General features: G+C 66.3%; 21 protein-coding genes and 4 pseudogenes. 15 read left to right on the top strand and 10 right to left on the bottom strand.

From position 1 onward, the window contains the following. Positions 1-5 precede the first annotated feature (5 nt). Positions 6-1,191 (bottom strand): annotated as a pseudogene (gene glgA / locus ACQ86A_RS10770) (glycogen synthase). A gap of 46 nt (positions 1,192-1,237) precedes the next feature. On the opposite strand from glgA, the gene ACQ86A_RS10765 reads away from it, so the two are divergent. Both ACQ86A_RS10765 and serB read left to right on the top strand, forming a co-directional pair. Beyond that, complete coding sequence (locus tag ACQ86A_RS10765) at positions 1,238-2,479, top strand: glucose-1-phosphate adenylyltransferase (RefSeq protein ID WP_431277072.1); 1,242 nt, start codon at positions 1,238-1,240, stop codon at positions 2,477-2,479. Beyond that, positions 2,476-3,180, top strand: a complete 705-nt coding sequence (gene serB, locus ACQ86A_RS10760) for a phosphoserine phosphatase SerB (protein WP_431277071.1) — start codon at positions 2,476-2,478, stop codon at positions 3,178-3,180. The genes ACQ86A_RS10765 and serB overlap by 4 nt, the downstream gene beginning before the upstream one ends. 4 nt (positions 3,181-3,184) lie before the next feature. On the opposite strand, the pseudogene fabG reads toward serB, so the two are convergent. Beyond that, positions 3,185-3,894 (bottom strand): annotated as a pseudogene (gene fabG, locus ACQ86A_RS10755) (3-oxoacyl-ACP reductase FabG). 133 nt (positions 3,895-4,027) lie between these two features. On the opposite strand from fabG, the gene ACQ86A_RS10750 reads away from it, so the two are divergent. The 6 genes from ACQ86A_RS10750 (at position 4,028) to ACQ86A_RS10725 (ending at position 7,499) form a co-directional block, all read left to right on the top strand. Further along, complete coding sequence (locus ACQ86A_RS10750) at positions 4,028-4,387, top strand: GntR family transcriptional regulator (protein ID WP_431277070.1); 360 nt, start codon at positions 4,028-4,030, stop codon at positions 4,385-4,387. Continuing rightward, a complete protein-coding gene (locus ACQ86A_RS10745) occupies positions 4,384-5,286 on the top strand; it encodes an ATP-binding cassette domain-containing protein (RefSeq protein WP_431277069.1) in 903 nt (300 codons plus the stop codon). The genes ACQ86A_RS10750 and ACQ86A_RS10745 overlap by 4 nt, the downstream gene beginning before the upstream one ends. Beyond that, on the top strand, positions 5,283-5,993 hold the full coding sequence (locus ACQ86A_RS10740; protein WP_431277068.1) for a hypothetical protein: 711 nt from the start codon (positions 5,283-5,285) through the stop codon (positions 5,991-5,993). The genes ACQ86A_RS10745 and ACQ86A_RS10740 overlap by 4 nt, the downstream gene beginning before the upstream one ends. 99 nt (positions 5,994-6,092) lie before the next feature. Beyond that, positions 6,093-6,422: a DUF3099 domain-containing protein gene (locus ACQ86A_RS10735; protein WP_431277067.1), complete on the top strand. Its 330-nt coding sequence runs from the start codon at positions 6,093-6,095 to the stop codon at positions 6,420-6,422. Continuing rightward, on the top strand, positions 6,406-6,651 hold the full coding sequence (locus tag ACQ86A_RS10730) for a hypothetical protein (RefSeq protein ID WP_431277066.1): 246 nt from the start codon (positions 6,406-6,408) through the stop codon (positions 6,649-6,651). Before ACQ86A_RS10735 ends, ACQ86A_RS10730 begins: the two co-directional genes overlap by 17 nt. Beyond that, positions 6,648-7,499, top strand: coding sequence for an SURF1 family cytochrome oxidase biogenesis protein (locus ACQ86A_RS10725; protein ID WP_431277065.1), 852 nt, complete (start codon positions 6,648-6,650; stop codon positions 7,497-7,499). Before ACQ86A_RS10730 ends, ACQ86A_RS10725 begins: the two co-directional genes overlap by 4 nt. Positions 7,500-7,525: 26 nt before the next feature. Here the strand turns inward: ACQ86A_RS10725 and abc-f are convergent, their stop codons facing one another. From abc-f to sufB, 6 genes are all read right to left on the bottom strand, one after another. Beyond that, the gene (abc-f, locus tag ACQ86A_RS10720) at positions 7,526-9,124 is read right to left on the bottom strand and encodes a ribosomal protection-like ABC-F family protein (protein ID WP_431280426.1); all 1,599 of its coding nucleotides are present in this window, start codon (positions 9,122-9,124) and stop codon (positions 7,526-7,528) included. 160 nt (positions 9,125-9,284) lie between these two features. Next, complete coding sequence (locus tag ACQ86A_RS10715) at positions 9,285-9,614, bottom strand: metal-sulfur cluster assembly factor (RefSeq protein WP_387063772.1); 330 nt, start codon at positions 9,612-9,614, stop codon at positions 9,285-9,287. A 9-nt stretch (positions 9,615-9,623) separates the two neighbouring features. Next, entirely contained in the window at positions 9,624-10,418 is a 795-nt protein-coding gene (gene sufC, locus ACQ86A_RS10710) for a Fe-S cluster assembly ATPase SufC (protein WP_431277064.1), read from the bottom strand. A gap of 3 nt (positions 10,419-10,421) precedes the next feature. Further along, the gene (locus ACQ86A_RS10705) at positions 10,422-10,748 is read right to left on the bottom strand and encodes a non-heme iron oxygenase ferredoxin subunit (RefSeq protein WP_431277063.1); all 327 of its coding nucleotides are present in this window, start codon (positions 10,746-10,748) and stop codon (positions 10,422-10,424) included. Beyond that, the gene (gene sufD / locus ACQ86A_RS10700) at positions 10,748-11,938 is read right to left on the bottom strand and encodes a Fe-S cluster assembly protein SufD (protein ID WP_431277062.1); all 1,191 of its coding nucleotides are present in this window, start codon (positions 11,936-11,938) and stop codon (positions 10,748-10,750) included. Before sufD ends, ACQ86A_RS10705 begins: the two co-directional genes overlap by 1 nt. Then, positions 11,939-13,357 carry a Fe-S cluster assembly protein SufB gene (gene sufB, locus ACQ86A_RS10695; protein ID WP_431277061.1) on the bottom strand — a complete coding sequence of 473 codons (1,419 nt, stop codon included), beginning with the start codon at positions 13,355-13,357 and terminating at the stop codon, positions 11,939-11,941. It abuts the gene before it with no gap. Positions 13,358-13,669: 312 nt separating this feature from the next. Here sufB and ACQ86A_RS10690 point away from each other — a divergent pair, with 312 nt between their 5' ends. Beyond that, a complete protein-coding gene (locus tag ACQ86A_RS10690) occupies positions 13,670-14,614 on the top strand; it encodes a COX15/CtaA family protein (protein ID WP_431277060.1) in 945 nt (314 codons plus the stop codon). Here the strand turns inward: ACQ86A_RS10690 and ACQ86A_RS10685 are convergent. Next, the gene (locus ACQ86A_RS10685; protein WP_431277059.1) at positions 14,588-15,133 is read right to left on the bottom strand and encodes a GNAT family N-acetyltransferase; all 546 of its coding nucleotides are present in this window, start codon (positions 15,131-15,133) and stop codon (positions 14,588-14,590) included. The genes ACQ86A_RS10690 and ACQ86A_RS10685 overlap by 27 nt on opposite strands. 2 nt (positions 15,134-15,135) lie before the next feature. After that, entirely contained in the window at positions 15,136-16,056 is a 921-nt protein-coding gene (locus tag ACQ86A_RS10680) for a heme o synthase (protein ID WP_431277058.1), read from the bottom strand. Positions 16,057-16,339: 283 nt separating this feature from the next. Here ACQ86A_RS10680 and tkt point away from each other — a divergent pair, with 283 nt between their 5' ends. The 6 genes and pseudogenes from tkt (at position 16,340) to pgl (ending at position 24,482) form a co-directional block, all read left to right on the top strand. Beyond that, complete coding sequence (tkt, locus tag ACQ86A_RS10675) at positions 16,340-18,433, top strand: transketolase (RefSeq protein ID WP_431277057.1); 2,094 nt, start codon at positions 16,340-16,342, stop codon at positions 18,431-18,433. Between the two features lie 40 nt (positions 18,434-18,473). After that, the gene (tal, locus tag ACQ86A_RS10670; RefSeq protein WP_431277056.1) at positions 18,474-19,586 is read left to right on the top strand and encodes a transaldolase; all 1,113 of its coding nucleotides are present in this window, start codon (positions 18,474-18,476) and stop codon (positions 19,584-19,586) included. Continuing rightward, complete coding sequence (locus ACQ86A_RS10665; protein ID WP_431277055.1) at positions 19,583-21,193, top strand: glucose-6-phosphate isomerase; 1,611 nt, start codon at positions 19,583-19,585, stop codon at positions 21,191-21,193. Before tal ends, ACQ86A_RS10665 begins: the two co-directional genes overlap by 4 nt. Before the next feature lie 27 nt (positions 21,194-21,220). Then, positions 21,221-22,760, top strand: a pseudogene (gene zwf / locus ACQ86A_RS10660) (glucose-6-phosphate dehydrogenase). Next, a pseudogene (locus tag ACQ86A_RS10655) lies at positions 22,757-23,715 on the top strand (glucose-6-phosphate dehydrogenase assembly protein OpcA). The pseudogenes zwf and ACQ86A_RS10655 overlap by 4 nt, the downstream one beginning before the upstream one ends. Continuing rightward, positions 23,712-24,482 (top strand): 6-phosphogluconolactonase, encoded by a 771-nt coding sequence (gene pgl / locus ACQ86A_RS10650; protein WP_431277054.1) that lies wholly within the window; start codon positions 23,712-23,714, stop codon positions 24,480-24,482. Before ACQ86A_RS10655 ends, pgl begins: the two are co-directional and overlap by 4 nt. The last annotated feature ends 33 nt before the right edge of the window (positions 24,483-24,515 follow it).

Genomic DNA, 24,515 nt, shown 5'->3' with positions numbered 1-24,515 from the left:
CGTCGTCAGCCGACCAGCGACCGGTAGATCTCCCGTGTCTGGTCCGCGATCGAGGTCCAGCTGAATGCTGTCTCGGCGCGAAGCCGGCCCGCCCGGCCCATCAGCTCAGCACGTTCGGGATCGCTCACCACCTCGATCAGGGCGGCGGCGAGCTCGGCGACGAAAGCATCCGGATTCGTGGGGGTTCCCGTGCCGTCGGTGGCCTGATCGATCGGAACGAGTCGGCCGGTGACCCCCTCCACGATGACCTCGGGGATGCCGCCGGTCGCGGTGCCCACGACGGGCAGCCCGCAGGCCATAGCCTCCAGATTGACGATGCCGAGGGGCTCATAGATCGACGGGCAGACGAACACGGTCGACGCCGTCAGCACTGATCCGCAGGTCTTCCTGGGACAGAAGCTGATCGATCCACACGACGCCGTCCCGTTCGGCCTGGAGGGCTTCGACGCCGCGCGTGACCTCGGACATGATCTCGGGCGTGTCCGGCGCGCCGGCGCACAGGATGAGCTGCACCTCCTTGGGCAGCAGGCGCGCGGCCCGCAGGAGGTACGGCAGACCCTTCTGACGGGTGATCCGCCCGACGAAGACGACGGCGGGACGGTCGGGGTCGACTCCGAGCGCGCGGGCACGCTCGTCGTCTTCCAAAGGCTTCCAGCGCTCGAGGTCGATCCCGTTGTAGACGACCGTGACCTTCTCAGGGTCGAGCGACGGGTACGAGGCGAGGATGTCGCGCCGCATACCCTCGCTCACGGCGATCACCCGGTCGGCGCCCTCGAACGCGGTCTTCTCGATCCAGCTGGAGACCCGGTAGCCTCCGCCGAGCTGCTCGGCCTTCCATGGCCGCAACGGCTCCAGGCTGTGCGCGGTCACGACGTGCGGGACGCCGTGCAGAAGCTTCGCGAGGTGCCCTGCGCCGTTCGCGTACCAGGTGTGCGAGTGCACGACGTCGGCACCGCCCGCATCCTGAGCCATCTGAAGGTCGACGCCGAGAGTGGAGATGGCCCCGTTCGCCTCGGCGAGCTCTGCGGGCACGCCGTAACCGAACGTATCCGGCTCGTCGACGGGCTCGCCGAAAGCCCGGACGACCACCTCGGTGTCCGTGCGCAACGCGCGCACCAACTCGGCCACGTGCACCCCAGCACCGCCGTAGATGTTCGGCAGGTACTCACGGGTCAAAAGATCAACGCGCATGACGTGAACGCTAGTACACCACCCCTGTTGCCTCTACTGTGGTGGCATGGCAGGCAAGAAGATCTTCGGCATTGTTCTCGCGGGTGGCGAAGGTAAACGCCTCATGCCGCTCACCGCCGACCGGGCGAAACCCGCTGTTCCGTTCGGCGGGCAGTACCGGCTCATCGATTTCGCCCTGTCGAATCTGATCAACTCCCAGTTGCGCCAGATCGTCGTGCTGACCCAGTACAAGTCGCACAGCCTCGACCGGCACGTGTCCCAGACCTGGCGCCTCGACGGCATGCTCAACTCGTACATCGCCTCCGTGCCCGCTCAGCAGCGACTCGGAAAGCGCTGGTTCAGCGGATCGGCCGACGCAATCCTGCAGAGCCTCAACCTCCTTCGCGACGAGAAGCCCGACATCGTCGTCGTGGTCGGAGCCGATCACGTCTACCGCATGGATTTCACCCAGATGATCGAGGCACACATCGCGTCCGGCGCACCGGCGACCGTCGCCGCCATCCGGCAGCCGATCGGACTCGCCGACCAGTTCGGCGTCATCGAGGTGGACTCGGCGCACCCCGACCGCATCGCGGCTTTCCGCGAGAAGCCGTCGGATCCGATCGGGCTTCCCGACTCCCCCGACGAAGTCCTCGCCTCGATGGGCAACTACGTGTTCGACGCGGATGCCCTCATCGACGCCGTCATCCGCGATGGCGACCGTCCGGACTCCAACCACGACATGGGTGGCGACATCATCCCCGACTTCGTCTCGCGCGGCGAGGCGGGCGTCTACGACTTCAACCGCAACGACGTCCCCGGGTCTACCGACCGCGACCGCTACTACTGGCGGGATGTGGGAACGATCGACTCGTTCTTCGAGGCCCACCAAGACCTGATCTCGCCGCTGCCTGTCTTCAACCTCTACAACCGCGAGTGGTCGATCTTCAGCCAGCAGCTCAACTCACCGCCCGCCAAGATCGTGCGCGACGACCGTGGCGCGCTCGGCACCACCATCGACTCGATCGTCTCGCTCGGTTCGGTGATCTCGGGCGCTCACCTGGAGCGCAGCGTCCTCGGCCCCTGGTCAAAGGTCGACTCCGGCGCCAAGGTCGTCGATTCGGTGGTGTTCGAACGCGCCGTCATCGAGCCGAATGCTTTCGTGGGTCGGGCCATCCTCGACAAAGACGTGGTGGTCGCGGAGGGCGCCAGCATCGGCATCGACCACGACCGCGACCGCGCACGCGGCTTCACGGTCACCGACTCCGGCCTCACCGTCGTTGGCAAGGGAGTTCACGTCGTTCCATGACCGGTAGCACCCCGATCACAGCCGACGTCCTCCGCTCCGGCTCCGACAGCAAGCCCAGCTCCGCCCCGCGGTTCCTCGTCGTCCTCGATGCGGATTCGACGCTCATCCGTGACGAGGTCATCGAACTGCTCGCGGAGGAAGCCGGGGCCCGCGCGGAGGTGACCGAGATCACCGAGCGTGCGATGCGCGGCGAAATCGACTTCGAGCAGAGTCTCCGCGAACGCGTTGCAACGCTCGCCGGGCTGCCCGAGCGAGTGTTCACACGGGTGGCCGAGCGCATCCGGGTCACCGACGGCGTGCCCGAACTGATCGCCGGAGCCCAGGCCGCGGGAGGTCTGGTCGGCGTCGTGTCAGGCGGTTTCCACGAGACGCTCGACGCCCTCGGCCGCCGACTCGGCCTGAACCACTGGCGTGCCAACCGGCTCGAAGTCGTCGACGGCGCACTCACCGGACGCGTGCTCGGCCACGTCGTCGATGCGCAGGCCAAAGCGAACGCGCTTACCGAATGGGCTCAGGATGCGCGCATCCCGCTCTCGCGCACGATCGCGATCGGCGACGGCGCCAACGACCTGAAGATGATGACCGTGGCAGGTCTGGCGGTTGCCTTCAACGCCAAGCCGCTCGTGCGTGCGGAGGCGGATGTCGTCGTGGACGGACAGGACCTCAGCCAGGTGCTCCCCCTGCTCGGCCTCCGCGGCTGAATCGTCAGTGCCCCATCCCGAGGCCACCGTCGACAGGGATGACGGCGCCCGAGATGTACCCGGCGTCGTCGCCCGCGACCCAGGCGACGACCTTCGCTACCTCTGACGCGGTCGCGAAGCGGCCCGCCGGGATGTTCTTCTTGTACTCTGCCTGCTGCGTGTCGGGCAGCGCCGCCGTCATGTCGGTCTCGATGAATCCGGGCGCGACCACGTTGGCCGTGATCCCCGCGCTCCGAGCTCGCGAGTGATGGAGCGGGCGATCCCGACGAGGCCGGCCTTCGACGCCGCGTAGTTGACCTGACCGGCCGAGCCGTAGAGGCCGACCACGCTGGAGATCAGCACGATGCGGCCGTAGCGTGCCTTGAGCATCCCCTTCGAGGCACGCTTGACGACTCGGAACGAGCCGCCGAGGTTCGTGTCGACGACCGCGTCGAAATCCTCGTCGGACATGCGCATGAGCAGCGTGTCGCGCGTGATTCCGGCGTTCGCGACGACGACCTCGACCGGACCGAGCTTCTCCTCGATCTCTGCGAACGCGGCGTCCACCGATGCCGTGTCGGTCACGTCGGCACGAACCGTGAGCGCACCCTCAGGCCCCTCGCCCGAGCGGGCCGTGACCGCGACGCGGTGCCCCTGGGCGACGAACTCCTCGGCGATCGCGTAGCCGATGCCGCGGTTTCCGCCTGTGACGAGCACGGTTCGTGGGGTAGTCATGCGGGTGGTGTCCTTTCGCAGCGTCGGGCCTCGTACCCGAAACGATCGCGCTCCAGTTTACGGGCACCTCTTGCATCCACATCGGCCTTGGAGGTAGGTTCTATAGTCAACTAGCTAACCTAAGGAGCCCCGGATGCTCGCCGACGATGCGCCGATCTATCAGCAGCTCGCTGATCGGATCGCTGACGACATCGTCTCCGGTGCATATCCGGAAGGGGCGGCCGTTCCCTCGACGAACGACTACTCCGCCTTCTACCAGATCAGTCCCATCACAGCGGCGAAAGGCGTGAACGTGTTGGTCGAACAAGGGGTGCTGTACAAGAAGCGCGGCATCGGGATGTTCGTCGCCGACGGCGCGCAAGACATCCTCAGAGAACGTCGACGAGCCCGCTTCCGCGAGCAGTTCATCGCCCCGCTCGTGCGGGAAGCCCACCTGCTCGGAATCTCGCCCCAAGAAGCCGTCGACATGATCACCTCGGAGAACCAGCCATGACAAACGCCATCGACATCCACTCGGTCACCCGGCGATTCGGCCGGGCCACCGCCCTCGACGATGTCAGCTTCTCGATCGGCGAGCCGTCGATCGTCGGCCTGCTCGGCCGCAATGGTGCAGGAAAGACCTCACTCCTGTCGATCATCGCCGGCCAGGACCGAGCAACGACGGGAGAGGTCGAGGTACTCGGGCATTCACCGTTCGAGCACGAGGCCACGCTCGCGCAGATCACGTACGTCCGAGACAACCAGCGCTACCCCGACGGCTACCGGATGCACCACGTGCTCCGCATCGCACCGGAGTTCGCGCCGAACTGGAGCTCGGAACTCGCCGAGGAGCTCGCGGAGGGCCTTCGCATCCCGACGAGGACGCCTATCAAGAAGTTCTCGCGGGGGCAGCTCTCCTCGGTCGCGATCGTGCTCGGGCTGGCATCCCGCGCGCCCGTCACCCTGCTCGACGAGCCGTACCTCGGCCTCGACGTCACCGCTCGGTCGCTCTTCTACGACGTGCTCTTGAGGGACTTCGCCGAGCATCCACGAGCGGTGGTGCTCTCCACGCACCTGATCGAGGAGTCCGAGGGACTCTTCGATCGCATCCTGCTGCTCGAACAGGGCAGGATCGTCGTCGACAACGAGAGCGACCAGACCCGCGCGCTCGCGTTCCAGTTCAGCGGCGTTGCGGACGCTGTCGACCGTGTGCTCGACGGCCTCACCCCGCTCAGGATGCAGAGCATCGGCGGACTCAAATCGGCCACGGTCTCCGGCCCACTCAGTGAGGACACCAAGGGAACGGCCGAGCAGCTCGGGGTGAGGGTCACCCCGGCCACCCTCAAAGAAGTCGTCGCCGCGTACGGTGCCAACGAAACGGCACCCATCACCTCGAAGGAGCGCCACTCATGAGCGCGATCGTCTCCACCGTGAAGCTGCACCTCAACAAGCGTGCGGACACGTTCCTCACGCCGCTTTACATCATCGGTACTGTCGCCGTGATCTCCGTGCTGATCTCGCTGCTGTTCCTGCGCTCCGGGAGCGTGCCGGCCACGGCGGACTGGATCCTGGGCTCGAGAAGCAATCCCGGCCTGGCATACGGCCTCGCCGGCTTCCTCGTCTACTTCGGTGTCCAGGCTGCCGCGACGACCTTCCCGTTCGCTCTCACGCTCGGGGCGACCAGGAGGGCGTTCGTGACCGGAACGCTCCTCTGGGCGATTCTCGTCTCCGCCTATGTCGCCCTGACCCTCGCAGTGCTCTGCATGATCGAGATCGCGACCGACCACTGGTTCGCCGGGTTTTACGTCTTCGACGTCTTCTTGCTCGGCGCGGGAAACATCGGACTGCTGCTGCCGATCGCCTTCCTCGGAACGCTCACGCTGCTCGCGATCGGCGGGGTCTTCGGCGCATCCTGGGTACGGCTGGGCGCCCGCGGCCCGCAGTTCGTCGGAATCCTGCTGGCGATCGTGATCGTCGTCGCACTGATCATCCTGCTGCCGTCGCTCGGGGCGATCTTCGCGGCGTTCCAACCTTGGTGGCTGGCCGTCGTCGCGGGCGTGCTGATCATCTTGTGCTCGCTCGCGACCTGGCTGTTCCTCCGGTCGGCGATCGTCCGCTGAACGTCCGGGCGACAGCGTCCCTGATCGGCCCGAGGACCAACGTGTTCGCTCCCCGCGACCACTGGCCCGCACGGATGGACGTAGGCTTGGCACGAGCCCATGAAGCACCCACAATCGCAGTCGATCACGAATCTTCCGCTCTCGCCCGACGAGGAGCGCAGGCACCGGATGATCAAGTATTCGGTCGCCATGGGCATCCGCGTGCTCTGCATCATCTCGATCCTTTTCGTTCCCGGCTGGTGGGTGATCATTCCGGCCGTCGGTGCGGTCTTCCTGCCCTATTTCGCCGTCGTCATCGCGAACGTCTCGACCGACCCGCGCAAAGGGGATGTTCAGCGTCCGGGCAATATCCTGCCAATGACGACTCCCCTCCCCCGCCCTCGGAGCCGCGCGACACGAAAGGCGACGACGAGTGATCGGGTTCGGTGAGCCAGAGGTTCTGGCCTGTTCGCGCGCGGGTTGCCGTGAGACCGCGGGCTGGCGGATCGAGTGGCGCAACCCGAAGATCCACACAGAGGATCGCGTGAAAGTGTGGCTCGCGTGCGACGAGCACGTCGACTTTCTGAGAGAGTTCTTGGCTGCCCGCGACTTTCCCGTCGCGGTGGTCGCGATCGACGACAAGGTCGCTTCGGCGACGGATGCGGAGAGCGCTCGATGAGCTCCGGCTGGCGCTTCGCCTTCTCCCGCCGCTGGCTGGGCTATCTGGCGTTCGCGATCGTCTTCGCCATCGCCTGCGGCTGCCTCTCGGCGTGGCAGCTCGCCCGCAGCAAAGAGGCTGCGGCAGCGAACGCCGTGATCTCCGCGAACTTCAACTCCACTCCGGTGCCCCTCTCCTCGGAACTCCCCGCGCTCGGATCGTTCGAGCCGAAGCAGGAGTGGACGCGCGTGACCGTGACCGGCACCTATGAGCGCGACAAAGAACTGCTCGTACGCAACCGGCCGTTCAACGGCGGGCCGGGCTTCGAAGTGCTGACGCCGCTGCGCACCGCATCCGGAGCCCTCTTCATCGTCGATCGCGGCTGGGTGCCGACCGGCAACTCGGAGGATGCGCCCGACAGTGTCCCGGCTGCACCAGCCGGACAGGTCACCGTTGTCGCCCGTCTGAAGCCGAGCGAGCCGGGCATCCCGGGCCGTACGGCATCGGGGCGCCAGGTGGGGACGATCCAGCTCTCCGTCGTCAAGGAGCGCCTCGGCGGCAGCGACGTGTACACGGGCGCGTACGGCCTGCTCGACACCCAGAAGCCGGCGCCGGCAACTGCACCCACGCTCACCGTCACAGACCCGCCGACTCAGGATGAGGGACTGCACTGGTCGTACATGATCCAGTGGATCATCTTCGCCCTGATCGGCTTCTTCGGGCTCGGCTACGCCCTGCTGACCGAGTACCGCAAGCGCAACGAGGACGATCCCGAGGAGCAGGCGCGCGCCGCCGAACGTCTGCGCAAGCGGGCGCTCCGACGCACGGATGCAGACGTCGAGGACGATCTGCTCGACGCCACCCGGTAGGACTACCCGGGAGCACCGATCGCCGGCTAGGCCAGCGAGATCAGGTCCAGGTAGTCCTTGTTCCAGTGGTCCTCGACGCCGTCGGGCAGGATCAGCACTCGTTCCGGGTTGAGCGCTTCGACAGCGCCCTCGTCGTGGCTGACCAACACGACCGCGCCCTCGTAGTGGGCGAGCGCATCCAGGATCTCTTCGCGGCTGGCCGGGTCGAGGTTGTTCGTCGGCTCGTCGAGCAGCAGCACGTTCGCACCCGAGACGACGATCATCGCCAAAGCAAGTCGCGTCTTCTCACCACCGGAGAGCACGCCCGCGGGCTTGTGCGAGTCGTCGCCGGTGAACAGGAACGAGCCGAGCACACGCCGCGCTTCCGTCTCGGTCAGGCTCGGCGATGAGGACACCATGTTCTGCAGCACCGAGGCCTCGACGTCGATGGTCTCGTGTTCCTGCGCGTAGTAGCCGATCCGGAGTCCGTGGCCGGGCTCGATCTGCCCGGTGTCGGGCTTGTCGACGCCCGCGAGCATCCTGAGCAGCGTCGTCTTGCCGGCACCGTTGAGGCCGAGCACGACGACTTTGGACCCGCGGTCGATCGCCAGATCGACGGCAGTGAAAATCTCGAGCGAGCCGTAACTCTTCGACAGGTCGCTCGCCTGGAGGGGCGTGCGACCACAGGGGGCAGGGGTCGGGAAGCGCAGCTTGGCCACGCGGTCGACGGCGCGCACCTCTTCGAGTCCGGAGAGCATCTTCTCTGCACGGGCGACCATCTGGTGCGCCGCCGCGGCCTTCGACGCCTTCGCACCGAACTTCGCCGCCTGGAGCTGCAGAACACCGGCCTTCTTCTCGACGTTGGCGCGCTCCTTCTTACGGCGCTCTTCATCGGCTGCACGCTGGCGCTGGTAGTTCTTCCAGCCCATGTTGTAGATGTCGATCACCTGGCGGTTCGCGTCCAGATAGAAGACGCGGTTGACCGTCTCGCCGACGAGCTCGACATCGTGCGAGATCACGATGAAGCCGCCCGCGTAGTTCTTCAGGAACTCGCGCAGCCAGACGACAGAGTCAGCATCGAGGTGGTTTGTCGGCTCGTCGAGGATCAGCGTCTGAGCATCGGAGAACAGGATGCGCGCCAGCTCGATACGACGCCGCTGACCGCCCGAGAGGGTCTTCAACGGCTGGTCCAGGATGCGGTCGGGCAGGTTCAGGTTGCTCGCGATCGACGCGGCCTCCGCCTCGGCCGAGTACCCGCCGAGCATGTGGAAGCGCTCTTCGAGCCGGCCGTACGTCTTCATCGCGGCCGCCGAGACATCTTCGTCGGTGCTCGCCATGTCGAGCGTCGACTGGTGCATCCCGAGCACGATCGAACCGAGGCCGCGGGCGTCCAGGATGCGCGTGCGTGCCAGGTCTTCGAGGTTGCCGGAGCGCGGGTCCTGCGGCAGGTAACCGATCTCGTCGCTGCGTTCGACCTTGCCGCCGGAGGCCTGCAGGTCGCCCGCGAGCACCTTGGTGAGCGTCGTCTTGCCGGCGCCGTTGCGGCCGACCAGACCGATCTTGTCCCCCGCGGCGACGCGGAAGCTCACGTTCTCCATGAGGAGCCGGGCGCCGACTCTGAGCTCAAGGTCTTGCACGTTGAGCACAGTCGTCATCCAATTCGTTCAGGGGGTGGGGTGCGGGGGAAGCTAACAGTCTATTTCACACAACGAGTGGTCCCGACTTGCCGTGTAATCGGTCGATTGCACGGCAAGTCGGGACCACTCGGTTGTGGTGGTGCTGGTTCGGCGGGGCCGGTGACTCCTGCTAGATCGCGAAGCCGAGGGCGCGCATCATGTCGCGCCCGTCGTCGGTGATCCGCTCGGGGCCCCACGGCGGCATCCACACCCAGTTGATGCGGAAGGCCTCCACGATGCCGTCGAGCGACTCAGCGGTCTGCTCCTCGAGCACGTCGGTGAGCGGGCAGCCGGCCGAGGTGAGCGTCATCGAGATGATGAGCGCGTTGTTCTCCTCGTCCCAGGCCAGGTCGTAGATCAGGCCGAGGTCGACGACGTTGATCCCGAGCTCGGGATCCATCACGTTCTTGAGCGCCTCTTCGACCTGGTCGAAGAGCGCTGGCGCTAGTGTCGCTGGCATGATCCGAGCCTACGCCTCACTCAGCTCGGCGGCATCGGCGCGAGCCGACTCCGGAGCGTCCACGAAGCGGTCGTAGCCTTCTTCTTCGAGGCGCTCGGCGAGCTCGGGGCCACCCTGCTCGGCCACACGACCGGCGACGAACACGTGCACGAAGTCCGGCTTGATGTAGCGCAGGATGCGTGTGTAGTGGGTGATCAACAGGATTCCGAGGCCGGTGTTCTCCTTGGCGCGGTTGACTCCCTCCGAGACGACCTTGAGCGCATCGACGTCGAGGCCGGAGTCGGTCTCGTCGAGCACGGCGAACTTGGGCTTGAGAAGCTCGAGCTGCAGGATCTCGTTGCGCTTCTTCTCACCGCCGGAGAAGCCCTCATTGACGTTGCGCTCGGCGAAGGACTTGTCCATGCGGAGCTTGTCCATCGACTCGCGCACATCCTTGACCCACCCACGGATGGAGGGTGCTTCGCCGTCGATGGCCGTCTTGGCGGTGCGCAGGAAGTTGGTGTTGGTGACACCGGGGATCTCGACCGGGTACTGCATGGCGAGGAACAGCCCGGCGCGGGCGCGCTCGTCGACCGTCATGGCCAGCACGTCGACGCCGTCGAGGGTGATGGTGCCCTGGGTCACCTTGTACTTGGGGTGCCCGGCGATCGTGTACGCCAGGGTCGACTTGCCCGAGCCGTTCGGGCCCATGATCGCGTGGATCTCGCCCTCGCGGATGGTCAGGTCGACACCGTTCAGGATGGGCTTGACGCCCTGTTCCGTCTCGACGGTGACGTGCAGGTCGCGGATCTCAAGAACTGACATGGATCAAATCTCTTTCGTTGCGTTCGTGTCGATGTAGACGTCTCCGTCGACCACGTCGACCTGGAAGACGGGAACCGGCTCGTACGCCGGAAGGTTGAGCGGTTTGCCGGTGACCAGCGAGAACTGGGAGCCGTGCGCCCAGCACTCGAGCGTCTCGCCCTCGACGAATCCCTCGGCCAGCGAGATCTCGCCGTGCGTGCAGGTGTCGCCGATGGCGTGGACGGCTCCGGCCGAGTCTTTGACGACAGCGATCGGGGTGCCGTCCACGACGACGCGGATCGCCTGGTCGGTCACGAGTTCGTCGACGGAGGCGACTTTCGTCGCCGCCATCAGCTCGTCACCGCGACGGCTTCGAGCTCCGCCTCGATGGCGGCCTGCAGACGCTCCTGCAGCTCGGGCGAACCGATCTGCTGGACGATCTCCGACAGGAAGCCGCGCACGACGAGGCGACGTGCCTCGTCTTCGGTGATGCCGCGGGACTGCAGGTAGAAGAGCTGCTCGTCGTCGAACCGACCGGTGGCGCTCGCATGACCGGCGCCGACGATGTCGCCGGTCTCGATCTCGAGGTTCGGCACGGAATCGGCGCGTGCGCCGTCGGTCAGCACGAGGTTGCGGTTCTGCTCGTAGGTGTCGGTGCCGACGGCCTTCGGGCCGATCAGCACATCCCCGATCCAGACGGTGCGTGCACCGACGCCCTGCAGCGCGCCCTTGTACGTCACGCGGCTGCGGGTGTTCGCGGCGTCGTGGAAGACGTAGACCTGCTGCTCGAGGTGCTGCCCCGCATCGGCGAAGTAGGCGCCGAAGAGCTCCGCCTCACTGCCGGTGCCGGCAAGATGGGCCGCCGGGTTGAGCCGCACCACCCCGCCACCGAGGGTGACGACGATGTGCTTGAGGCGCGCGTCGCGGGCGATCTCGGCGAAGTGGGTCGCGACGTGAATGGCGTCGTCGTCCCACTGCTGCACCGAGACGAGTGTGAGCTGCGACCCCTCGCCGAGCACCAGTTCCAGGTTCTCGGAGAGATGAGCCTGACCGGTGTTCTGCAGGATGAGCGTTGCGCGGCTGAACGGGGCCGTCTCGACCACGGTGTGAGCGGCACGGGCGCCGTCGCCGAGCGATGCGCGGGTGAGCGTCACCTCTTTGGCGTCCTCGCCCGCGATCGACACGACGAGCGCCTGCTCGAATGACGTCCAGGCGTTGGCGGATGCGCGCTCCTCGGGCTGGCCCGCGGAGCCGATACGGGCGTCGTCGCGGCCGACCCACTCGGTGGTGACACCGGATGCGGCGGTCACGTCGTAGACGTACGGAGCGCCGTCGAGCTCACCCGAAATCAGGTCGGCGAGGCGAGCGACCGGAGTGTACTTCCAGCCGTGCTCGCGGCCCGTGACGGCCGGGAAATCTGCGACGTGGGTGGAACGGAAGCGGTCGGAGCGGGTCTGGACGGGCACCGCGCTGCGCATGTGTTTCGGCGCGGCATCCTGCTCGGCGCTGATGGTCTTCGTCGGAGTACTGGCGGAGGTCATTTAGCCGACGGATCCTTCCATGCCCATTTCGATGAGCTTGTTGAGTTCGAGTGCGTATTCCATGGGGAGCTCACGGGCGATCGGCTCGATGAACCCGCGCACGATCATCGCCATGGCCTCGTCCTCGGGGAGGCCGCGGGACATGAGGTAGAAGAGTTGCTCCTCGCTCACACGCGACACGGTGGCCTCGTGGCCCAGCTGCACGTCGTCGACACGGATGTCGATGGCCGGATAGGTGTCGGAGCGGGAGATCGAGTCGACGAGCAATGCGTCGCAGCGCACGGTGTTCGCCGCGTGGTGCGCGTTCGCATCCACTCGAACTTCACCGCGGTAACCGGCGCGACCGCCGCCGCGAGCGATCGACTTGGAGACGATCGACGACTGCGTGTACGGAGCCATGTGGATCATCTTGGCGCCGGCATCCTGGTGCTGGCCCGGGCCCGCGAAGGCCACCGAGAGCGTCTCGCCCTTGGCGCGCTCCCCCATCAGGTAGATCGACGGGTACTTCATCGTCACCTTGGAGCCGATGTTGCCGTCGATCCACTCCATCGTCGCGCCCTCGCCCGCGGTGGCCCGCTTGGTGACGAGGTTGTAGACGTTGTTCGACCAGTTCTGGATGGTCGTGTAGCGAACGCGGGCGTTCTTCTTCACGACGATCTCGACGACAGCGGAGTGCAGCGAGTCGGACTTGTAGATGGGGGCGGTGCAGCCCTCGATGTAATGAACGTAGCTGCCCTCGTCGGCGATGATCAGCGTGCGCTCGAACTGGCCCATGTTCTCGGTGTTGATGCGGAAGTAGGCCTGCAGCGGGATCTCGACGTGCACGCCCGGCGGAACGTAGACGAACGAGCCGCCCGACCACACGGCCGTGTTGAGAGCCGCGAACTTGTTGTCACCGCTCGGGATGACCGTTCCGAAGTACTCCTCGAAGAACTCCGGGTGCTCCTTGAGCGCGGTGTCGGTGTCCATGAAGATCACGCCCTGAGCTTCGAGCTCCTCGTTGATCTGGTGGTAGACCACCTCGGACTCGTACTGCGCGGCGACGCCGGCGACGAGGCGCTGACGCTCAGCCTCGGGGATGCCGAGCTTCTCGTAGGTGTTCTTGATGTCCTCGGGCAGGTCTTCCCAGCTCTGGGCCTGCTTCTCCGTCGATCGCACGAAGTACTTGATGTTGTCGAAGTCGATCTCCGACAGATCGGCGCCCCAAGTGGGCATGGGCTTGCGCTCGAAGAGCTGCAGCGCCTTGAGACGGCGGTCGCGCATCCATTCGGGTTCGCTCTTCAGGTTGGAGATGTCTGTCACCACCTGCGGCGATATTCCGCGCCGGGCAGAAGCGCCGGCAGCGTCGGAATCCGCCCAACCGAACTCATACTGCCCCAGGCTGTTGAGCTCGGGGCGGTCGATCAGGATGTCTGACATATTCAACCTCGTTTCCTCCCACGTATAACCGGCTATCATTCCGGCTCATTCCCCGCTCCGATCGACAGGCGTCGGCGGTTGCGGTTCACGATTGTGCGGGTGGCTGGTGTGCGTACCTAAACTGTTCGAGGACACGGGCGGCGCTGCCTCGGCCGCAAAACGAGAAGGTTTTGCTGGCACGCGCGGATGCGCGTTTCTCGAACCCACCAATTCTACAGGTGAAGAGCGGTAATAGTAGAGGCGCGCCTGCACGTTGGCCGAGTATCCGATCTGCGAACCCCCGATCTACGAACCAAGGAAGACCCCCGAAGAATGAAGCGCATAGCCGAGTGGCTGCCCGACCGCGTCGACACGAGACTCAAGGTCATCGCCTGGGTCTACCTGATCGCGCAGATCGTTCTCGTCGGGACCGGCGGACTCGTGCGGCTCACGAGCAGCGGCCTCGGCTGCCCCACCTGGCCCAAGTGCACGGCCGACTCACTGGTGAACACGCCGGAAATGGGGATCCACGGCTTCATCGAGTTCGGTAACCGCCTGCTCGGCGTGCTGATCGGACTGATCGCGATCGTCGCCTTCATCGCGATTCTCCGCCTGCGCAAGGAGCGCAAGGACTTCTTCTGGCTGACCCTGCTCGCCGGCCTCGGCATCCCGATGCAGGCCGTTATCGGTGGCCTCAGCGTTCTGACCGACCTGAACCCATACGTCGTCGGCCTGCACTTCGTGGTGTCGATCGTGCTCGTCGCGCTCTGCACGGCCTTCTTGGTGCGCGTCTACGCGGTGCCCGGGCCGCGGGTCCGCGCCGTGCCGAAGTGGTTCGCCATCACGACCCACATCACGAGTTTCGTCGTGGCCGTCACGATCCTGGTCGGCATCGCGACGACCGGCTCCGGACCGCACGCGGGCGACGCGAACGCGCCGCGCAACGGGCTCAACCCCGAGATCCTCCAGCACGTCCACGCGATCCCCGCATACGTCACCTTCGGTCTGACGCTGGTTCTGGTCGTCGCCTCTCTGCGAATCCGTACAACACCGGTGCATCGTTACACGTTGTACCTCCTCGCGGTCGAGGTGCTTCAGATCGTCGTCGGACTCATCCAGGCGAACACCGGCCTGCCGGGTGTGCTCGTCGGCATCCACATGCTGCTCGCCGCGACGCTCGCCTCGGCCATGACCGCCGTCGTCCTGTCGCTCAAGGCGCCCACCGCAGCGGCTCAGGATGCTGAACCGGCGTCAGAGAGAGCCGGCGCCTCGCGCTGACCCGAGCATCCCGACGACCGCTGTTCGCTGCTCGCCGTGGAACTCGACCCGGTGCACGGATGCAGGGTCGAAGGCGAACCCCACCGACTCGGCTAAGCGCGTGCTCGAGATGTTGCCCTCGAGGGACTCCCACCGCAATCGCGTGAAGCCGAGGCCCTCGGGATGCAAAGCGTGCTCGATGACCCTCGCCAAGGCCTCGCGCATGTACCCGTGATCGCGCGCGATCGGCGAGAGCCAGCATCCCACCGAGGCCGAGCCCGGCGCCTCGTCCTTGCGCACTTCGACGACGCCGATCAGCGGCTCGTCGTCGATCCGGATCGCCCAGACGTTGTACCTGCCGCTCGCTACCCCGTGGGACACGTAGCTGCGGACGAAGAACTCCGCGCTCTCCCGCGTGTACGGGTCGGGCAGCGGGACCCAGCGCAGAATCTCCGGATCCTGACACGCGCGGAACACGGCGTCGACGTCCGACTCACGCGGCATGTCCAGCGTCAGCCGGGCCGTGCGCAGAGTCGTCATCGTCAGAACGGAAGCAGCGGATCGATCGCGACGGCCAGGAAGATCAGCGTCAGGTAGGCGATCGAGCCGTGGAACACGCGCATCGGCGAGATGTTCTCGTGGCGGATCGCGAGGTTGTAGAGGCGGTGGGACTCGTAGAGGAACCAGCCGCCGGCGACGACCGAGATCGCCGTATAGAAGAGGCCCATGTTCGCTACGGGGATGAGCAGCAGCGAGCAGGCGACCATCGCCCAGGCGTACAGGATCACCTGGAGGCCCACCGCGGCACGGCCGCGCACAACGGCGAGCATGGGAACCCCCGCCTCCTTGTAGTCGTTGCGGTACTTCATCGACAACGGCCAGTAGTGCGGCGGCGTCCACAAGAAGATCACACCGAAGAGAATGAACGGCGGCCAGTCGAGCGAACCCGTCACAGCTGCCCAGCCGATCAGAACCGGCATGCAGCCGGCGACACCGCCCCAGACGATGTTCTGCGGAGTGCGCCGCTTGAGGATCAGCGTGTAGAAGACCACGTAGAGGAGGATCGCGACGAGCGAGAGCCCGGCGGCGACCCAGTTGGCGAAGAAGCCGAGCACGAGGATCGACGCGACACCGAGCGCCCAGGCGAAGACGAGGGCCTCGCGATCGGTGAGCTCGCCGGTGACCAGCGGGCGTTTGCTTGTGCGCTTCATGACCCGGTCGATGTCGCGGTCGATGTAACAGTTGAACGCGCCAGCCGAGCCGGCGCTCATGTAGCCGCCGATCACGGTAGCGAGAACGAGCCACAGATTCGGGATGCCGTTGGCCGCGAGGATCATCGTCGGAACCGTCGTGACGAGCAGGAGTTCGACGACGCGCGGCTTGGTCAGCGAGATGTACGCCTTCAGCTTGCGACGAAAACCGATCCGGTTCGTTTCGACACGGCTTTCTACAGCGACGTCCATTGCTCCTCTAACGACTCGATGATCCCCCGACGAGTCTACGATACCGTTCCCGCGTACCCGCCTGAGCGGTAATCCACAACCGTCGGAGGGAACACTCCACGTTTCGTGCGTGTTACCTATACTTGGAGATGCTCGCCAGCCGAAGCTGCCCCTTCCCACCGTCCCTTTGTAGGACACATACGGGTGCAGCCCCGGTGCCGATGACGTCCACGGCGCGCACTACCTCAACCGGTGCGGGACATTTAGACGGCCCTCACCATATCTACGAAGGGTCAGTTTTCACGTGGCAGCTCTGCAATGGGATCCCATTGACAACAAGGCAGTAGACACCGCCCGCGTTCTCGCGGCGGACGCAGTGGAGAAGGTGGGCAACGGGCATCCCGGAACCGCCATGAGCCTCGCTCCCCTGGCCTACCTGCTGTTCCAGAAGGTGATGCGCCGCGATCCTCGCGATCAGCACTGGCTCGGTCGGGACCGCTTCATCCTCTCTGCGGGCCACAGCTCGCTGACCCAGTACGTCCAGCTCTATTTCGGCGGATACGGGCTCGAGCTCGAAGACCTCGAAGCACTCCGCACGTGGGGTTCGCTCACCCCGGGCCACCCCGAGTACGGCCACACCGACGGCGTCGAGATCACCACCGGCCCCCTGGGCCAGGGAATCTCCTCGTCCGTCGGTTTTGCATATGCGAGCCGTTTCGAGCGCGGTCTGTTCGACCCCGACGCGGCACCGGGCACCAGCCCGTTCGACCACTTCGTCTACGTGATCGCCGGCGACGGCGACCTCCAGGAGGGCGTGAGCAGCGAGGCCTCCTCGCTCGCAGGCCACCAGCAGCTCGGCAACCTGATCGCGTTCTACGACAGCAACCAGATCTCGATCGAAGACGACACCAACATCGCCTTCACCGAAGACGTCAAGGCGCGCTACGAGGCGTACCACTGGCACGTGCAGGTCGTCGACTGGAAGAAGTCCGGCGTCTACGAGGAAGACGTGCACCAGCTGCACGAGGCCATCGTCGCCGCGCAGGCGGTCACCGACAAGCCGTCGCTGATCATCCTGAAGACCATCATCGGGTGGCCGGCGCCGAAGAAGCAGAACACCGGCAAGATCCACGGCTCGGCCCTGGGTGCGGACGAGTTGCGCGCCGTCAAGGAGGTGCTCGGGTTCGACCCCGAGAAGACCTTCGACGTCGACGCCGCCGTCATCGAGCACACCCGCAAGGCCGTCGACCGGGGTGCGGAAGAGCACGCCGAGTGGACGAAGACCTTCGATGCGTGGGCAGAGGCGAACCCGGAGCGCAAGCAACTCCTCGACCGCCTGCTCACGGGCGAGCTGCCCGACGGCGTTGAAGAAGCTCTTCCCGTATTCGAGGCCGGCAAGGACGTCTCCACCCGTGCCGCGAGCGGCAAGGTGCTGAATGCGCTCGGCGCGATCATCCCCGAGCTGTGGGGAGGGTCGGCCGACCTGGCCGAGTCGAACAACACCACGATCGAGGGCGGCGCATCCTTCGTTCCCTCGGAGCACTCGACGCACGAGTGGACCGGCAACCCGTACGGCCGTGTGCTGCACTTCGGCATCCGCGAGCACGCCATGGCGGCCATCCTGAACGGCATCGTGCTGCACGGCCCGACCCGCCCGTTCGGTGGAACGTTCCTGATCTTCAGCGACTACATGCGCCCCGCGGTCCGTCTCGCGGCGCTCATGAAGGTGCCGTCGATCTTCGTCTGGACCCACGACTCCGTCGCCCTCGGCGAAGACGGCCCGACGCACCAGCCGATCGAGCAGCTGGCCACCCTGCGTGCCATCCCGCACCTGGACGTCGTGCGCCCCGGCGACGCGAACGAGGTCGCATACGCCTGGAAGACCATCCTCGAGCGCCGCGAGGGCCCGGCCGGCATCGCGCTCACGCGCCAGAACATCCCGGTGTTCTCGCGCGGCGACGGTGACGCCAGCGGCGAGACGTTCGCCTCGGCCAAGAACGTGGCCAAGGGCGCATACGTGCTCGCCGAGGCCCCGAACGGCACGCCGGACGTGCTGCTCATCGCGACCGGCTCCGAAGTTCAGATCGCCGTCGACGCCCGCGAGGCGCTGAAGGGCGAGGGCATCAACGCCCGCGTCATCTCCGCCCCGAGCCTCGAGTGGTTCGAAGAGCAGAGCGACGAGTACAAGGAGTCGGTGCTGCCGTCGGCCGTCAAGGCCCGTGTCTCGATCGAGGCCGGTCTCGGCCTCACCTGGCGCCAGTACGTCGGCGACCACGGGCGCAGCGTGTCGATCGAGCACTTCGGTGCGTCGGCCGACTACAAGACCCTCTTCCGCGAGTTCGGTATGACCACCGAGCACGCCGTGGCCGCCGCCAAGGAATCGCTCGCGTCGCTCTAGGCGCCAGAAGACAAACTTTTCAGCAAGGAGATAGAAGAAAATGACAGACTCCACCCCCACCGCACAGCTCTCCGCCGCCGGCGTGAGCATCTGGCTCGACGACCTGTCGCGCGAGCGCATCACCACGGGCGGCCTCCAGAAGCTGATCGCCGAGAAGAACGTGGTCGGCGTGACCACCAACCCGACGATCTTCGCCACTGCGCTCTCGAAGGGCGAGGCGTACACCGAGCAGGTCAAACAGCTCGCCGCAGCGGGCGCCAGCGTCACCGACGCCGTCTTCGAGATCACGACGCACGACGTCGCCCAGGCGAGCGACATCTTCAACGACATCTACGAGCAGACGAACGGCGTCGACGGGCGCGTCTCGATCGAGGTCGAGCCGAACCTCGCCCACGACGCGGCCGGCACCATCGCCGAGGCCAAGAGCCTCTCCGCCAAGGTGAACAAGAAGAACGTGCTCATCAAGATCCCCGCGACCGTCGAGGGCCTCGAGGCCATCACCGAGACGATCGCGGCCGGCATCAGCGTGAACGTCACCCTGATCTTCAGCCTGGAGCGCTACCGCGGCGTGATCAACGCCTACCTGACCGGACTTGAGAAGGCCAAGGCTGCGGGCATCGACCTGTCGGGCATTCAGTCCGTCGCTTCGTTCTTCGTCTCGCGCGTCGACACGGAGATCGACAAGCGTCTGACTGTCATCGGCACGGATGAGGCCCTCGGGCTCAAGAGCAAGGCCGGCATCGCGAATGCCCGCCTCGCCTACCAGGTGTATGAGGAGCTCTTCGCCACCGAGCGTGCCAAGGCCCTCGTGGCCGCCGGTGCCAACGAGCAGCGTCCGCTCTGGGCCTCCACCGGCGTCAAGGACCCGAGCCTCCCCGACACGCTCTACGTGACCGAGCTGGTCGCGCCGAACACCGTCAACACGATGCCGGAGAAGACGCTCGACGCCACCTTCGACCACGGCGTGATCTCCGGCGACACGGTCACCGGCAACTACGCCGACGCGAACGAGGTCCTCAACGCGATCGACGCGCTGGGTATCTCGTACGACGAGGTCACCGAGCTGCTCGAGAAGGAGGGCGTCGAGAAGTTCATCGTCTCCTGGAACGAGCTGCTCGACACCGTCACTGCCGCTTTGGAGGCCGCCAAGTGAGCTTCAAAATCCATGTGACCGGCGCGGCCGAAGAGGCTGTCAAGCGGAACGTCCCGCAGCTGGTCACCGATCTCGTCGCCTCGGGCATCACAGCGCAGGACCCTGCGCTGTGGGGCCCGGCGGCCGAGGATGAGGCGAGCAAGCGTCTCGGGTGGACCGAGGCCGTCTCGATCTCGCGTCCCCTCGTTCCCGAGATCGTCGCACTGCGCGACGAACTGCGCGCCAAGGGCATCGACCACATCGTCCTCGGCGGGATGGGCGGATCGTCGCTCGCTCCAGAGGTCATCACCCGCACCGCGGGTGTCGAGCTCACCGTGCTCGACTCCACCGAGCCCGGCCAGGTGCTCGCCGCCCTGCGTGACCGGCTGCAGACCACGGCCGTCGTGATCTCCAGCAAGTCGGGCTCGACCCTGGAGACCGACAGCCAGCGTCGCATCTACGAGAAGTCGTTCCGCGAGGTCGGCATCGACCCGATCGAGCGCATCATCATCGTCACCGACCCCGGATCGCCCCTCGACGCCTCGGCGCGCGAGACCGGCTACCGCGTCTTCAACGCCGACCCGAACGTCGGCGGACGATACTCCGCACTGACCGCGTTCGGCCTCGTTCCGTCGGGACTCGCGGGTGTCGACCTCGAAGAGCTGCTCGAGGAGGCGGAGACGATCTCCCTCGAGCTCGCGATCGACGATCCCACCAATCCCGGGCTCATCCTGGGTGCCGCCATCGCCGGAACCTCGCCGCTGAAGGACAAGCTCGGCATCGTCTCCGACGGCACCCACATCGTGGGCTTCGCCGACTGGGCCGAGCAACTGATCGCCGAGTCGACGGGCAAGCAAGGCACAGGCCTGCTCCCCGTGGTCCTCGACCCTCTCTCGACCGAGATCACCGAGGGACTCCCCGACCTGCAGATCGTGCGGCTGGTCGACAATGCCGAGGCGCACCACCTGTTCCCCGCAAACCGCCACGAGGGCGAGATCCTCGTCTCGGGCAGCCTCGGAGCGCAGCTGCTTGTCTGGGAGTTCGCCACCGCAGTCGCCGGACGCCTGCTCGGCATCAACCCGTTCGACCAGCCTGATGTGGAGGCCGCCAAGGTCGCCGCACGCTCGCTGCTCGACAACCGCCCTGAGGCAACCACGCCGGCATTCGTCGCCGACGGCATCGAGGTGCGCACCACGGGTGACTTCCTGGGTGACGCGGCCTCGCTCGACGCCGCCGTGGACGCGCTGCTCGCGCAGCTCGGACCGGACGGCTATGTCTCCGTCCAGGCGTACGTCAACCGCATCGCCCTGTCGCAGCTCGCCGGAATCCGTGACTTGCTCGCCGCCAAGGCGAAGCGCCCGGTCACCTTCGGCTGGGGACCCCGCTTCCTGCACTCGACCGGTCAGTTCCACAAGGGCGGCCCCGCCGTCGGCGTGTTCCTGCAGATCACCCAGAACCCGGTAGAGGATCTCGAGATCCCCGACCGTCCGTTCACCTTCGGTCAACTCATCCAGGCTCAGGCAGCCGGGGACGCGAGCGTGCTCGGCGAGCACGGCCGCCCCGTCCTGACGCTGAACCTCACGAACCCCGAGGCCAATCTGGTCCCGCTGTTCGAGGCCGTCAACTAGCACCGCCGCACGCATCCAAGGAGCTCAATGTCCCCGGTGGAAATCACCCCGGAGTTCAACCCGCTGAGGTTGCCCTCCGATCGCCGCCTCAATCGCATCGCCGGTCCGAGCAGCCTCATCATCTTCGGTGTGACAGGTGACCTGTCCCGCAAGAAGCTGATGCCGGCTGTGTACGACCTCGCCAATCGTGGCCTGCTTCCCCCGGATTCTCGCTGGTCGGGTTCGCCCGCCGCGACTGGGAGGACCAGGACTTCGAGAAGGTCGTCTACGACGCGGTCAAGCAGTACGCCCGCACCCCTTCCAGGAGGAGGTGTGGCAGCAGCTCGCCCAGGGCATCCGTTTCGTCCCGGGTGAGTTCGACGACCCCGAGGCGTTCAAGCGCCTGAAGGACACGGTCGACGAGCTCGACAAAGAACGTGGAACGATGGGCAACCATGCGTTCTACCTGTCGATCCCGCCGAAGGCGTTCCCGCTCGTCACCGAGCAGTTGCGCCAGTCCGGACTCGCCGACCAGCACGGCGACGGATGGCGTCGGGTCGTCATCGAGAAGCCGTTCGGTCACGACCTCAAGAGCGCCCGCGAGCTGAACGCCGTCGTCGAATCGGTCTTCCCGCCCGACTCGGTGTTCCGCATCGACCACTACCTCGGCAAGGAGACGGTCCAGAACATCCTGGCGCTGCGCTTCGCGAACGAGCTGTACGAGCCGATCTGGAACGCGAACTACGTCGACCACGTGCAGATCACGATGGCCGAGGACATCGGCGTCGGCGGCCGCGCCGGATACTACGACGGTATCGGTGCCGCTCGCGACGTCATCCAGAACCACCTCCTTCAGTTGCTCGCTCTCACTGCGATGGAGGAGCCCATCTCCTTCGACGCCGCTGACCTGCGGGCCGAGAAGGAGAAGGCTCTGGCGGCTGTTCGCCTGCCGAAGGACCTCAGCACCTCGACCGCCCGTGGCCAGTACTCGAGCGGATGGCAGGGCGGCGAGAAGGTCGTCGGCTTCCTCGAAGAGGACGGGATGAACCCGCAGTCGATGACCGAGACGTACGCGGCCATCAAGCTGGAGCTCGGCACGCGTCGCTGGGCCGGCGTGCCGTTCTACCTCCGCGCGGGCAAGCGCCTGGGACGTCGCGTCACCGAGATCGCCGTCGTCTTCAAGCGTGCTCCGCAGCAGCTGTTCGCGGAGAGCCAGACTTCGGCCCTCGGCCAGAACGCGCTCGTGATCCGCGTGCAGCCCGACGAGGGTGTGACCATCCGCTTCGGCTCCAAGGTTCCGGGTGCCGGCATGCAGGTTCGCGACGTGAGCATGGACTTCGGATACGGCCACGCCTTCACCGAGGCGAGCCCGGAGGCATACGAGCGCCTCATCCTCGATGTGCTGCTCGGCGAGCCGCCGCTGTTCCCCCGCCACGAAGAGGTCGAACTCTCGTGGAAGATCCTCGATCCGATCGAGAAGTTCTGGGAGACGCAGGGTCAGCCCGAGCAATACCGGCCCGGAACCTGGGGTCCCGAGTCGGCTGACGAACTGATGGCCCGCGACGGCCGCAAATGGAGGCGTCCATGATTGTCGACCTGCCCGACACCACGACGAGCAAGGTGTCGAAAGCCCTCGTCAAGATCCGCGAAGAGGGTGGCGCTGTCGCCCTCGGCCGCGTGCTGACCCTGGTGATCGCGACCCACCTCGGCCAGGAGGAGGAGGCCATCGAGGCCGCCAACGACGCCTCCCGCGAGCACCCGATGCGCGTGATCGTCGTCTCCACCGAGGAGGAGGTCTCGAACAACGACTCCCGCGTGGATGCGCAGATCCGTGTCGGCGGCGACGCCGGCGCGAGCGAGGTCATCGTGCTGCGCGCCTACGGCGCTGCTGCGAGCGACGAAGAGGGCCTGGTCACCGGCCTGCTGCTCCCCGATGCGCCGGTCGTCGTCTGGTGGCCGGGGCTCGCCCCCGAGGTCGTCTCCCAGTCGCCGCTCGGCCGCATCGCGACGCGTCGGATCACGGATGCGTCAGCGCAGCCAGATCCGCAGGACGCGCTGCGTCATCTGTCCAAGACCTACGCCCCCGGCGACACGGACTTCGCCTGGACGCGACTGACCCTGTGGCGTGCTCAGCTCGCCGCCGTGCTCGATCAGCCGCCATACGAGCCCATCGAGTCGGTCGAGGTCGCCGGCGCCGCCGACTCCCCTCGACCGTGCTCCTCGCCGCCTGGCTCTCCCTGCAGCTGCAGGTGCCGGTTCAGAACGACCTCACGTCGCGTGCGAACGGCTCCAGCGGCATCCACGGGGTGCGGATGGGTCGTGCCTCCGGCGTCATCGAGCTCGAGCGCGAGATCCCGAACGTCGCCCGTCTGTCGCAGCCCAACCAGCCGACGCACGACCTGTCGCTGCCCCGCCGGAGCCTGCGTGATTGCCTCGCCGAGGAATTGCGTAGGCTGGACCCCGATGATCTGTACGGTGAGGTGATCACAAAAAGTCTCGACCAGCTCGAGGCCGCCGACACGGGAGTGGGCACGAAGGCATGACGAACGAACGGCGGGTGCTCGTCCACCCCGATCAACTGGCGCTCACCGGCTCGGTCGCCGCTCGCTTTCTGACCAAGACCGTCGACATCCTCGACGATCTGGGTGAGGCGAATGTGGTGCTTACCGGCGGTACCGTCGGAATCGCCGTCCTCGCGGCCGTCAACGAGTCGCCCGCCCGCGACAGCGTCGACTGGTCGAAGGTCCACTTCTGGTGGGGCGACGAGCGATTCGTGCCGAAGAACAGCGAAGATCGCAACGAGCTCCAGGCCCGTCGCGCGTTGCTCGACCACATCGCAGTCCCGCCGGAGAACGTGCATCCGATGCCCGCCTCCGACGAGATCGCTGACATCAACGAAGCAGCTTCGGTGTATGCGGCTGAGCTCGAGGCGTTCGCCCCCGAGGGTGCCCGGCAGCCCCGCTTGGACATCACGTTCCTCGGCGTCGGACCAGACGGCCACATCGCGTCGCTGTTCCCCGATCGCTCAGCCATCCGCGAGACCGAGGCGACCGTGCTCGCGGTGCGTGAAGCACCCAAGCCGCCGCCCGAGCGCCTCACGCTCACGCGACCGGTGCTGAACGGGTCCGATCGCATCTGGCTCGTACTCGCCGGCGCTGACAAGGCATCGGCACTCGGGCTCGCCCTCGCTGGTGCGAGCTACACCGAGGTGCCCGTGGCCGGCGCGAAAGGTCGCAAGCGCACGGTGTTCTTCGTCGATCAGGATGCTGCCGCCGAGGTTCCCGAGAACCTCATCGCACCGAGCTATTGACACCGGCAACACCAACGCAAACAGAAGAGCGGC

Source organism: Leifsonia poae (assembly GCF_050632195.1).
GTDB lineage: Bacteria > Actinomycetota > Actinomycetes > Actinomycetales > Microbacteriaceae > Leifsonia > Leifsonia poae_C.
Note: the sequence above shows the minus strand (reverse complement) of the source record. Positions and strands in the feature narration are given on the sequence as shown.